Origin of the sequence: Cohnella sp. CFH 77786, assembly GCF_019400745.1 — a bacterium.
Taxonomy (GTDB): Bacteria; Bacillota; Bacilli; order Paenibacillales; family Paenibacillaceae; genus Cohnella.
In genome coordinates, this window is record NZ_WJIB01000009.1 from 37,814 (window position 1) to 49,866 (window position 12,053).

12 protein-coding genes are annotated in these 12,053 nt (G+C 53.2%); 9 read left to right on the forward strand and 3 right to left on the reverse strand.

What is annotated here, in order from left to right:
* Nucleotides 1–212 precede the first annotated feature (212 nt).
* Nucleotides 213–3,170, forward strand: coding sequence for a glycoside hydrolase family 9 protein (locus GE107_RS14205; protein ID WP_370636422.1), 2,958 nt, complete (start codon nucleotides 213–215; stop codon nucleotides 3,168–3,170).
* Between the two features lie 128 nt (nucleotides 3,171–3,298).
* On the opposite strand, the gene GE107_RS14210 is transcribed toward GE107_RS14205, so the two are convergent.
* Nucleotides 3,299–3,496 (reverse strand): hypothetical protein, encoded by a 198-nt coding sequence (locus GE107_RS14210; protein WP_219640641.1) that lies wholly within the window; start codon nucleotides 3,494–3,496, stop codon nucleotides 3,299–3,301.
* Nucleotides 3,497–3,511: 15 nt separating this feature from the next.
* Nucleotides 3,512–4,630, reverse strand: coding sequence for a glycoside hydrolase family 88 protein (locus tag GE107_RS14215; RefSeq protein ID WP_219640642.1), 1,119 nt, complete (start codon nucleotides 4,628–4,630; stop codon nucleotides 3,512–3,514).
* Between the two features lie 103 nt (nucleotides 4,631–4,733).
* On the opposite strand from GE107_RS14215, the gene GE107_RS14220 reads away from it, so the two are divergent.
* The 3 genes from GE107_RS14220 to GE107_RS14230 all read left to right on the forward strand — a co-directional run bounded on the left by GE107_RS14220 (nucleotide 4,734) and on the right by GE107_RS14230 (nucleotide 8,008).
* Complete coding sequence (locus tag GE107_RS14220) at nucleotides 4,734–5,285, forward strand: glycoside hydrolase N-terminal domain-containing protein (RefSeq protein ID WP_219640643.1); 552 nt, start codon at nucleotides 4,734–4,736, stop codon at nucleotides 5,283–5,285.
* 884 nt (nucleotides 5,286–6,169) lie between these two features.
* Nucleotides 6,170–6,499 carry a tyrosine-type recombinase/integrase gene (locus GE107_RS14225; RefSeq protein ID WP_255570485.1) on the forward strand — a complete coding sequence of 110 codons (330 nt, stop codon included), beginning with the start codon at nucleotides 6,170–6,172 and terminating at the stop codon, nucleotides 6,497–6,499.
* A gap of 696 nt (nucleotides 6,500–7,195) precedes the next feature.
* Nucleotides 7,196–8,008 carry a discoidin domain-containing protein gene (locus GE107_RS14230; protein ID WP_219640644.1) on the forward strand — a complete coding sequence of 271 codons (813 nt, stop codon included), beginning with the start codon at nucleotides 7,196–7,198 and terminating at the stop codon, nucleotides 8,006–8,008.
* Nucleotides 8,009–9,004: 996 nt separating this feature from the next.
* Here GE107_RS14230 and lspA read toward each other — a convergent pair.
* Nucleotides 9,005–9,502 (reverse strand): signal peptidase II, encoded by a 498-nt coding sequence (gene lspA / locus GE107_RS14235; RefSeq protein ID WP_219640645.1) that lies wholly within the window; start codon nucleotides 9,500–9,502, stop codon nucleotides 9,005–9,007.
* A gap of 65 nt (nucleotides 9,503–9,567) precedes the next feature.
* Here lspA and GE107_RS14240 point away from each other — a divergent pair, with 65 nt between their 5' ends.
* The 5 genes from GE107_RS14240 (at nucleotide 9,568) to GE107_RS14255 (ending at nucleotide 12,033) form a co-directional block, all read left to right on the forward strand.
* Entirely contained in the window at nucleotides 9,568–10,104 is a 537-nt protein-coding gene (locus GE107_RS14240; protein ID WP_219640646.1) for a helix-turn-helix domain-containing protein, read from the forward strand.
* A gap of 328 nt (nucleotides 10,105–10,432) precedes the next feature.
* Nucleotides 10,433–10,564 carry a hypothetical protein gene (locus GE107_RS26600; protein ID WP_255570486.1) on the forward strand — a complete coding sequence of 44 codons (132 nt, stop codon included), beginning with the start codon at nucleotides 10,433–10,435 and terminating at the stop codon, nucleotides 10,562–10,564.
* Between the two features lie 48 nt (nucleotides 10,565–10,612).
* Entirely contained in the window at nucleotides 10,613–11,479 is an 867-nt protein-coding gene (locus GE107_RS14245; protein WP_219640647.1) for a VOC family protein, read from the forward strand.
* Nucleotides 11,466–11,624: a hypothetical protein gene (locus tag GE107_RS14250; RefSeq protein WP_219640648.1), complete on the forward strand. Its 159-nt coding sequence runs from the start codon at nucleotides 11,466–11,468 to the stop codon at nucleotides 11,622–11,624. Before GE107_RS14245 ends, GE107_RS14250 begins: the two co-directional genes overlap by 14 nt.
* 79 nt (nucleotides 11,625–11,703) lie before the next feature.
* Nucleotides 11,704–12,033 (forward strand): DUF4870 domain-containing protein, encoded by a 330-nt coding sequence (locus tag GE107_RS14255; RefSeq protein WP_219640649.1) that lies wholly within the window; start codon nucleotides 11,704–11,706, stop codon nucleotides 12,031–12,033.
* The last annotated feature ends 20 nt before the right edge of the window (nucleotides 12,034–12,053 follow it).

Here is a 12,053-nt window from a genome sequence, read left to right on the forward strand (position 1 = left end):
AACGTGGAGCCTGACGGCGATGCCGTCGGGCTCCTGTCACTTTTTCTTGCACGCTGCCCCGGGCGCTCGCAATTTCGGCTATCTGGCGAGGCAAGCAAAGTCAAATTATGCGATGAAAAAAGCGCTAATCTATGAGGTGTTTTATGGCCTTCGTTCCATCGATAATTATGTATGCGCTTTAATTTTACTCGATCCAGAAGGAGTTGAATGATTTGAAAGTCAGAAAGAAGCACGATCGCTTCACGAAACGAATCGTTTCCTTGTGCATGGCCGTGTCGCTTTTGCCGATGTATGCGTTTTCCGTATCAGCGGCTGACGGAGGCACCGTAACTTCAAGGCCGGACACCTTGATCGCAGACAGCGTAACCGATCCTTATCTGCCTCCGGGAGGAGCAAACTGGAACAAGCTGAAGGATCTCCCGATCAAGGATTACGGATGGGGCTACGGCGATACGGTAACCGATGACACCTATCAGGAGAAGGCCGCCAAAAAGATTGAAACCAACGGCTGGTGGGCTGCCCAATACGTCATGAACGGCTGGCAAACGTTCGACTTGAGCCCGTATTACGCGAACGGTACGTTGGAATTCGATGCGGTCGGGGCGGCAGGCGGAGAAACCTTCTCGATCGGCTTCCGGGACGTCGTAACGGAACGTCAGGTTAACGGCGAATTTTACACGGATGCCGACGATAATCCGGCGGAAACCTCCGTCGATGCCTTGACCCCCGTGACGGGCATTACGACCGAATGGAAGCATTTTTCCATCCCCCTGAAGGATATCGTCGACCCCAACGGCATTTTCGAGCGATCCAGAGTGCAGCTTCTGAAGCTAACCGGCAATGACACCCCGGTGACCTTCTGGATCGCGAACATCGTGATCCAATCGCCGGACAAGTCGGCGAGCTATGCCCCGATTAAGGTGAATCAGGTTGGTTACCTGACGAGCGGAGAGAAGTACGCTCTGGTGAGCGGCTATTATAACGAGCTCGGCGCGATGCCCGGCACTCCTTTCCAGGTGAGAAAAGCATCCGACGGCAGCATCGCCTACTCCGGCACGCTGTCCTTGGTCAAGGCGTACGATCCGTCCTCCGGGGAGAAGGTGTTGAAGGCGGACTTCTCCGGCTTGACCGATGAGGGCGAATATAGGTTGACGGTTGATGGGATCGGCGATTCATCCGTACCGTTTCGGATCGGCGACGATGTTTATCATTCGCTCGCCAAGGACGTACAGAAGTTCTTTTACTACCAGCGGGCCAATGTGGATCTGACCGCCGACCATGCAGGCATCTTCGCCAGGATCGGCAGAAACAAGGATGACGCCAACCTGCCTCTGGAGTCCAATCCGCAGATCAAGAGGGACGTCTCCGGCGGGTGGTGGGATGCGGGAGACTTGGGCAAATACGTCACGGCAGGAGCGACAGCCGTATCCGATCTCCTCTGGGCGTATGAGAGCTATCCGGGCGAATTCTCGGACAATCAGTTGAACATCCCGGAGAGCGGGAACGGCGTCCCGGACCTGCTGGACGAGATCAAGGTGGAAACCGATTTCTTCCTCAAAATGCAGGACGAGTCGACCGGCGGATTTTACGCGTATGTCAACCGGGATCCGGCGCCCAACCGCTTTGTCATGGACGGCAAGGGAAGCGTCAGCATCATCCCGACGGCCCAAACCGCCGACACCGTCGGAGCGCTGGCTCATGCGTATATCGTCATGAAGGATATCCCTCCGTTGAAGGATTATGCCGAAACGTTGAAGACCGCCGCCATCCGCGGATGGAACTTCCTCGCGAACCATCCGGCATTCATCGCCCAGCCGGACGGTCCGTACAATGATAATGACGACGCGAACGACCGCTTTTATGCAGCAGCCGCGCTGTACCGGGCAACCGGTGAGAAAGCCTATGGCGATTACGTCGTCTCCCATTACAAGGATTTCGGCTCCGCGTTCGATTCCGCCGACGTTTCCCATGGGATCGGCGGCATGGAGAAGATCGGTTTCTACCACTATTTGAGCGGGATGGCGCCGGATGCCGCCGTCAAGGCATGGTTTGCCGAGAAATTCAAAGCATGGCGAAGCGAGGTCATCCATACCAGTACGGATCTCGCCGTATGGCGAAATTCCACGAATACGGCTTTTTATTGGGGGGCCAACTCCAATGTGGCCAGCGTTCCGGTCAGCCTGGCCATCGGCAGCCGCATTCTCGGCCTGTTCGATGAGAACAACCTGAAGGTAGCGGCCGGCGATCTGAATTATCTGCTCGGGATCAACCCGCTGCAATTGAGCTTTATTACCGGATACGGAGAGCGCCGGGTGACGACCACCATCCATGATATTTACAACAAGGACTTTATTCTCGAGATGCCGAACGGCTATATGCCCGGTGGACCGAATAACAACGGACGGTATACCTTCGACGCGAAAGCTTACAACTCTTCTTCCATCGACTGGGAAACGAACGAGCAGGCTTTGAATTACAATTCGCCCATGATCTACCTTACCGCGATGCTGTCCCATGCGAATGCGGCTCCGTCCGTCTCGATTACCTCGTATCAGGACGGCCAGCCGATTCGTCTGAACCGTCCGTTGATTACCTGGACGTACCAGGATACCGATATCGCGGATACGCAAACCGCCTATCAGGTTCAAGCCTCCAATGACAATTGGGCCACGGTCGGAGAGGACAGCGGCGAGCTGGCGGGTGCAGACGCTTCCTATTCAATGGGGACATTGGAAGACGGGCATTGGTCGATCAGGGTCCGAGCGAAGGATTCCCTGGGCGCCTGGTCGGAGTGGGCTTACAGAAGCTTGACCATCGATACGGTTGCGCCGACCCTGACCGTTACCCTTGACCCTGCAACTTTGTGGCCGGCCAACAACCGTTTTGTCCGGGTGACGGCACGGGTGGAAGCATCGGACGGTCTGTCCCAGGTGGAGTCCGTCGTTCTGGAGTCCATTACGCCGAACGTAGTCGTCGGCGATTACGCTTCCATGGTTCAAGAGGCCGAGTTCGTCACCCTGGATAAGGAATTCAAGCTGCTGGCCCATAAAAGCAAAGGCAAGGAGCCCCTTGTCTATACGATCAAGTACAAGGCTGCGGATCGTGCGGGCAATGTTGCGGTAACAACAGCAACCGTAACGGTGCCTCACGACCAATCCGGCACGAAGTAAGCTCGGGTCGGCGCCGTCTTGGCGAAAAAAAGAAAGAACCTCGGATCAACGGCGATCGGTCGCCGGGTTTCGGGGTTCTTTTGTTGTTTCGCTTCCTACTTCAAGCATTCCGCCGAACATTTGCAATTTCAGCCGAGTTGAGGGACTTTCTGCCTTACGTCCGGATCTTCGGGCTGGGGCGGAGCGGTCTCGATTTCGTTCGCGAACAGATGCAGGTTGCGGAACCGGTCGCCGTTCACCTCGATGGCGAGCAGCCGCGGCCGATCCAGCACGAAGGTGAAGGTCCGGCCGTTCCGAACGGGCGCAATACCCGCAAGCCGGGTCATGAACGATCGGCCTCCTTAGTAGATGCGGCTCTTCCAGCCGTTCAGCTTGGCGATCGCTTCCACGTAGTAATAGTCGCCGAAGATCAGCGAAGTCTCGATGAAGCTGTTGCCGCTGCCGGTCGCGCGTTTGAGGATCGCTTCGTGCTCCGGTTCGTTCCATGTGGCGTAATTCTCCGTCAGCGATTTCAAGATACGTTCGGCTGCGCGCGCATAGAGTTGTTTCTCTCCGAGCGGTACGCTGTCGGCAATTTCCAGCAAGCCGGAGGCGGCGATGGACGCGGCGGAGCTGTCCCGGTACTGTCTCTCCTCGCCAGGCTCAAGGCGGAAATCCCAATAAGGCACGTAATCGTCCGGGAGCGCGGCGATGAAATAGTGAGCGACCCGTTTGGCGACGGTCAGGAAGCGCCCGTCCCCGGTATAGCGGTACGTGTTGATGAAGCCGTACAGCGCCCAAGCGTTGCCGCGGCTCCAGGTCGACGTTGGGGACAAGCCCTGACCGCCGATCGATTCGATGAATTCCCCCGTTTCCGGGTTGAAGGAAATGATGTGGTTCGTGGAGCCGTCTTCCCGAACGCCGTGCTTCATCGTCGTTTCGGCGTGTTTGACGGCAATGTGCTTGTACCTCGGATCGCCCGTTTCTTCGCTGGCCCAGAACAGGATCGAAATGTTGAGCATGCAGTCGATGATCGCCCAGCCGGCGAGATCGGCGTTCCAGGCGCGAATGTAATTGCCGACCGGGTTGAAGCGGGCTGCGAGGAAGTTCGCGGCTTCGATGCCTCTGCGTCGCGCGTCGGCGTCGCCCGTCAGCTTGTATTTGATGACGGCCGTCGATAGGAACTGAAACCCGACGTCATGGTGCAGCTCTTCCGACGGTTTGACGAACCATTGCTCCAATTCCTCGTCCCAGGGCCATGCGGCGTTCTTATACGATTCCTTGCCCGTCATTTCGTGCATGATCCAGAGGATTCCGGGCCAGAAGCCCGTCGTCCAGTAGTCCGAGGTTTTGCTCGCATAAATGCCGTTATTGCCCGTGTCGTGTGGGATTTTGCCTTGCAGCTGCGCCATCATGCGGTCCACTTTCGGTTCAAGGCGTTTCAGCACGTCGGTGCTCCAGGCGGTTTGCGCGGTAACCATCGTTTATTCCTCCCCAAGGGTTTATATCTGGAGTATAGCGCCGGGGAGGCTGAAAAAGTGTCGGAACGATCGGGAAAAATGTTGATATATTGTCATTCGGAGCATGGACGTTTCAAGGCGCTTCAAGCGGGCGGGCTGGGAGGCTAGTCAATTCGCAGAAATGACGCAGATCCTGAACGTCGGGTTACAGAAGGACAGGAAATCGTATGCGCCAGAAGGCAACGCGGATAGGGTGAAGCTTGGCCTGAACGAAATCCGCGCCGAGCTGTTGAAGCAGATCCAGACTTGCCTGAATGTCGGGGAGGGGGGAAGCGAGAAACAGGTTAAGAATGCACGATTCCAGCTTAAGATCGTCCCTGTCGGGCCGCCTAGCTCCTATGCTAAGCTGGTAGAGTTGGGAGGGAAAGCCACGGGAGTTCAAACGATTAGGTTCGATCGCCCGGCCGATCGATGGGAAGAAGCGCTGCCGGTAGGCAATGGGTTTCTCGGTGGCATGCTGTTCGGCGGGGTCGATCGCGAGAGGCGATACTGCCGGGTTCGCTGCGCGGGCATCCGGACGGTTCTCGAGGATGGACAGCCCGCGGTCGCGGAGCGCCCGGAACCGGACGTGCTCGGATTCGCGGTGCGGGCGGGCCGGACGTATCGCGTAAACTAAGAGGTTGAGCGGATATGGGGAGCTCGGATTCGTAGCGATAGACCATTTGGCCGGCCGGGGATGAGCTCGATCCGTAGCGGATCGGCGAGATGGGGTTCTCGGGCGGGGCTCTGCTCTCGTTCGTATGCACGGCGTTGGACGAACGGATCCGGGCCGCGGTTCTGACCGGATTTCCCGGCACGTTCAAGAGGACGATCATGGCCGTGTCCCATTGCGTGGACAATTTCACGCCGGGTTTGCTGCGGCCGTGCGGAGCTGCCGGAGTGGATCGGCCTCCTCGCGCCGAGAGCTCTGTTCGTCGAATCCGCCGAGCGCTTCCCGTTCGATTCCGCCCGGGAAGCGCTCGGACAGTTGCAGAAGCAGTACGCCGAAGAAGAGGCGGCCGAAGCGTTCGCATACGACGTGTTCCCGAGCGTGCACAAGATCGGCGGCCGTTGTGGCGTATGATTGGTTGGCCGCCCGGTTGGGTGCTTTGGACGGATCCGCCTAACTCTTCCAGTCTTACCTGATTGTTTGCGTACCGCCATCCCGCCGGCCGATTCCGGACTCACCGCTGCAAACGATGAACCGGATCGGATTGTTTGGGCTGGAGGTGAGGGAGCGAGTTGCGGAGCAGCGATTTTCGACCTGAGACGTTGACAGTCGCCACAACGTGTATCGAGCGATCATAGGTGTCAATCCTATCCGGCGCGGGACCCGACGACGAAGATTAAGCCTCCGAAGAAAGAAAGAGACTGCCGAAGTCCTTGTCGACCGAGGAGTTGGAGATGCTCAGGGAGGCGTTCCAGAACGTCAGGCAGCGAACACTAATCCGAAGTTTTGTACGCGACGACATAGCCTGAATCGGTCTGACATCGATTTCAGCACGCAGAGTTGCCAGGTGATTGGAAGGGCAGCGAGAAGTTTTCTTTTCGTTTAAGGCGCTGTCCCATTTCAAGAAATACCTATTTTTCCGAACAGACCAAAAGCCGGCGCTCGTCGTCACAGAGCGTCAACCATATTGCCGATTGGCCAGGAGAGGAACCCAGGGGGAGATCGGGGTAATTGCCTGTCAAGCCGTGATTCAGAAGAAAGTAAGCCCTCATACGCTCCGCCACACTTTCGCAACGCTGAAGCTGAACAACGGGGCTGACCTGGTAGCCGTACAGGAGTTACTCGGGCACGAGAATTCGGCCACTTCGCAATGCGACGATTTCCGCCGAGCGGAAGCGTGAACAGCATAAAAAGCACTTCGTTCAATAACAAGAGGGCTCCGCAGACGCGGAGCTATTTCTTATTGGTGAAAGGAGCATCATCGTGCCGAACGTAACTGTTATCGTCGATTACACCAACATGGCCCGTGTTGCCATGTTGGAGAACGACTTGCCGTCGGCTACGAACAACCATTCAACAACCTGTGGACGGCTGCTTTCTCTCTACACGCGAACAATCCCAAGAATGCCGAATGCCTGCCGCTGCGCTTCGTGGAAATATTCGAAGGTGACAAGCGCAAGATTCGCCCGCGGTTGATGTACAACGGCTGCCGGTGGACAGGCTGGACGGCATTCAAGAACATGGGTCAGGGCTGAGCTTGCCGCGGGAGAGAATAATCAACCGATGACCAGAGGAAAAAACAATAGTTCGACCAACGACATGAGGACGTCGCGGCGTTACGGAAAATGGTGGAGGCATTAACACGAGAGATCCCTGCGCCGGTTTGGTTTGTGAAGGAGTTCGGTCCGGACGCGGTTACCAAGATTAATAACACGGTCGGCACGCTGGAGTTTTGGCGTAGCGTGGCCGTTTCACTAAGGGTCGGAAAGAATAACGAGTAACTTAATAGTTTAATGTAGAAAAAGGTGGAAAAACAGTCTACTCTAATGTCGAATGACAGGTTAATATATGGAAAAAAGAATAAGGAGCATGATCGAATGAATCTCAAGAAAATCCTCTTAACAACTTTTTCTATTTTACTGAGCGTTTCAATCGTAACGCTTCACTATGGAAAAGCATCTGCTGCAGATGTTTATACAAATGATCTGATTCCCACAATGACGAGCAACTCAACTCCGAGTGGCAGGGCTAGTGCAAGTTCGGAATACTCGACCACTTATCAGGCATATAGAGCATTCAACGATGCAGCGAGTGAAAGCTACGGATGGGTTGCGAACGGGTTTTCGTCGCCGCAATGGCTGGAATACGATTTTGACACACCAAAGACAATTTCGAAATATACGCTTAAAGCAGAATATCCAAACGAAATTCCGGGAGCATACATGCCAAAGACCTGGGACTTCCAAGCCTTTGATGACACCACTTCAACATGGGTTACCCTTGATAGCCGTTCTAATCAACCGGATTGGCCAGCAGGGACAAAAAGAGAATTTACCTTTGCCAATACGAAAGCCTATAGTAAGTATCGCTTATACATTACAGCCATTACTGGACCTGGTAGCGGTGTTTTAGTAGTTGGCGAAGTAGAAATGATGTCGAAGGTGCCGTCGGGTAGAGCGATAATAACGATTACGATGGTAAACGGACTTGAGAAAGAGTACGACCTTTCCATGGATGAGGTAAATTCATTTATTGCTTGGTATGATGCCAAAGCCGCAGGTACCGGTCCGGCTAAGTACGCATTCACGAAGACATGGAATAAAGGCCCGTTCAAAGCTCGCACTGAATATGTAATATTCGATAAGATTCTCACGTTCAATGTGGATGAGTATAATCCGATTACACCATAAGAATCAGCCCGGGGGCTTCGGCTCTCGGGATTTTTTTGGTTTCGGTATGGAAAATAGTAACTTATAAACCGCATAGGTACTTTCCTTTTTGTCAAAAGAATGATTTTATTGGCTAAGAGGGAGGGGGAGGATTGTTTGCGCGCATCAAAGTTGATGTTTTTCTAAAACACCTTGGTGACAATACAAGTGGCATGAATAAGCCTGTTCATGTAATTAGGAAGTAATAGGCCGAGGTCTATCGTCACTTTGTCTTAAAGTTGAAAAAGAAGCAAAGGATTTTTCCGAATATGAACAAGAACTAATTGCTATGTAACACAAAAGAGCAGAGCGGTTGATTCCGCGCTGCTTTTATTATTCACATTGACGGGAACGATCGTTCGGTTTCATAGTACAGGAACAAACGTTCATAATGGAGGCGAACAGCATGCCCGAGAAATATGCGGACGTGTCGTCGAGATCATCTATCAAGCCAAGGACGGCCAGCTCTCGCAACGTCGCATCAAGGTTCAAGCCATCGACGGCGGGTAGGTCCGAGTTTTTGACATAGCCAAGCGGGCGCCGCGGTGTTCGACGCTGATCGGATCCTGACCGTGCAGCTTTTGGTAGGTCGCGTAGCCGCGGCAACCAATGGCGAGAAAACGGTCAAGTATCGTATTCGTTTCCGGCCCGGCGGAACCCGCGGCCACGATAGGGTCTCGGAGGCTCTGGAAGGAGGGCAGGAACAGTTTTCATCACTAATAGCAATAATACATTTATTTGCTAACGACACCCTCAATTTTCGTTTCCTAACGGCAAAAATACATTTATTCTCTTTCTTTTTTTCCTGATGATTTCAACAATTTCGGTTTTACGAACTGTATTAGGGTTTTTAGAGTCTTCAAAATCCATGTTTTTGAAGGAAATAGATGTATTTTGGCTCTTAGTCCATTCTGCATTCGGAGAATGAGGAGTGGAAGATGGGGGCGGGTCGGTGAACCACGGAAATGACAAGCGCATTCAAGTCATCAAACTAGGAGGCATTCGGTCTCTTTTCTTGTTGCTTCTTGAAAGAAACAATTGATCGACGATGACGAGAAGAACACCCACGTTTATGGAGAGGTCCGCGATATTCAGGATTCCTTGTCCTTCACCAAATACAAGGAAATCGGTGACTTTGCCATACCATAGTCTCTCGATGCCGTTTCCGGCCGCACCCGCAACCAGAAAAGCGAGTCCAATATCGAGCAAGCGCGGAAGGGGAAATTTGTTTTTCCGGTAATAGAAGACCCCAAGCATGAAAATCAAGGCAACGATTCCGAAAAACCTTCCGTATCCTTGAAATAAACTTCGGGCAGCTCCGGAATTTTGGTAATACTGAAATTCCAGGATCCCGCTCCAGACGGTATAAGTATCTCCTGCGTCCATCATCGACCGAATGAACAACTTCGAGATTTGATCCGCTGCGGTCATCAGGAGAACAATCCAATAAAACAAACGAATCACCGACCTTCCCATACGGTTACTTTTGCTCCATGAATTTGTTAAGATAAGTCTAAAATCGTTGCAGGAGATTGCGGCAAATGGAAGTTGGAACGAATATTCGGGCCATTCGGCATAAACGCGGGATTACGATGGAAAAGCTCTGCGAAGGAACCGGCCTTTCACAGGGGTTCGTAAGCCTTCTGGAAAATAATAAAACGACTCCGTCGCTCACGACGTTGGAGACGATAGCCGATTTTTTCCAAGTGCCGATGGCTTATCTGCTGCTCAAACAAGATGAACGGATGAGCGTTGTGCGCAAAGCGGACCGTACTCACAGTATATATAGGGGTTCGAATAAGATCGAGCATTTGGCTGAAATCGGCGGTTTGCGGATGTCGATTTCCGAAATCCCTCCTGGGTTTAACGAAGAGAGAGTCACCAATCAACATGAAGGCCTTGAGACTCATTATGTGATCAAGGGCAGACTTGCGGTAGGCCAAGGAGAGGATGAATTCGTTGTCGAAGAAGGCGATTCCTTTTCGTGGTATGCTTCCGTTCCGCACTGGGTCCGCAATGTTGGAGAGGAACAGGCGGTTCTGTTAATGGTCGTGTACAATGAGCATTATCGAAAATGATCCGAACGGTATCGATTCCAGACTGTACGCCCAATAAGGAGTACGGTTTTTTTTGCGAGATTTGTATTTATAATACTAAATAATATTTAATTTCACAAATAAAACATTGATAAAGTGGTGTCGACTACGTAAACTTAGATTAAATAAATATTATATTGACTGGGGAAATAAATATGGATATGAACATGCATCATGAACCGTAGAGCAGTTAAACAAAAAGCGGCTCTAAAAAAAATACCGATGGGTCCGAAGTCATGGATTGCACGCGGCATCCGGTATTTTGGCCGTTCCCCATGACGATGTGCCGTAGGACAAGGCAGTCACCGTCATGGCCTGGACGAAAACGATGGAACTCGCGGCAATCGATGAGCGGCAAATCGGGACCTTCATCTATCGATTCATCAATCAGGGTCCGGAGGTCATCCCGCCGGCCATTCGTCGTAACGGCGGGACCATGTAGGAATCGCCGTGGTATCGATGTATTTGGAAAATAAAGGAGGACATCCAATTGACAACCCGTATGCATCCGGAAATGAAGCTTGGCGTCGTAAAGTTGAAAGTCAGCGATTTGGATCGGTCTATCCGCTTTTACGAGCAGGTAGTCGGTTTGAAGGTATTGAGCCGAACGCCGAGAACCGCGGAGTTCACGGCTGACGGTTCAACCGTATTGGCAGCTGTCGAACAAATTCCGGACGCGGTGGTTGTGCCGCGGAGAGCGGTCAGCGGGCTTTATCATTTTGCGCTTCTTCTGCCGACGCGCAAGGATTTGGGCAAGTCGCTGCGCAACCTCGTCGCGTCCGGCATTCCTATCGGCCAGGCGGATCACCTTGTCAGCGAAGCGCTCTATATTTACGATCCCGACAATAACGGCATCGAAATTTATTGGGACCGTCCTCGCGATCGTTGGAAGCGGGATGAGAATGGAAACGTCCTCATGGCTTCCGAGCCGATCGACTGGGACGGCTTGCTGAAGGAAGCGGAGGATGAGCCGTGGACAGCGCTGCCGGCGGGAACGACGATCGGCCATGTCCATTTTCACGTTGCAGACTTGGATAAATCGAGGGAGTTTTACTGCGACATTCTAGGTTTGGATATGATCGTAGATGCAAGCAGGCAAATGGGAGCTCTATTTATTTCCGCGGGCGGCTACCATCACCATATCGGTTTGAACATATGGGCAGGGGTAGGCGCTCCGGCCGCTCCCGAGAATGGCACGGGTTTGGCATCCTTCACGGTTGTCATGCCGACAAAGGATGCTCTTGCGCAAACCGTCGGAAGGCTGCGTGCCGGGGGAGTCGAGGTTGCGGACAAGGAGGGCCAATGGTACGCGAAAGATCCTTCGGGCATCTTGATGAGGATCATTGCGAGCGAATAGCGGCGTTCCGGTTGACCGCAGAAAGTGGCAAGACGTCGATGCCGTCACGGTCGAGTTCGGCACGGCGCTCGTCGCCGAGAATCTCCCTGGGCAGCCTGATCCGTACGTTTGCGTCGACGGTCCGAACATGCATGGACAGGGGTGATAGAAGTTCACCCTTCTTGTCAAAGCAGGGGTGGTCTATAATCTTTCTTATGGAATACATTCAAAGTGAGGTGTTGTTCATGCAAGGAGAACCCGTTCACTCGTTCGATCCATCAGACGTTCAAACCAACAAAGGGATGGCGATCGTCGCTTACATCCTGTTTTTCGTCCCGCTGATCGCGGCGCCCAATTCACCGTTCGCGAAGTACCATGCGAACCAAGGACTGACGCTGTTCTTGACCTGCCTCGCGTTCAACATTGTACTCGGATTCATCCCGATTCTCGGCTGGTTGCTGCTTCCGTTCGCCAACCTGGCGTGCTTGCTGCTCGCCGTCATCGGTATCGTCAGCGCGGCTCATGGCGGTGCAAAGCCGCTTCCCGTCATCGGCAAATATACGCTGATGAAGTAAGAACCAAGCTCCGTCTCCCG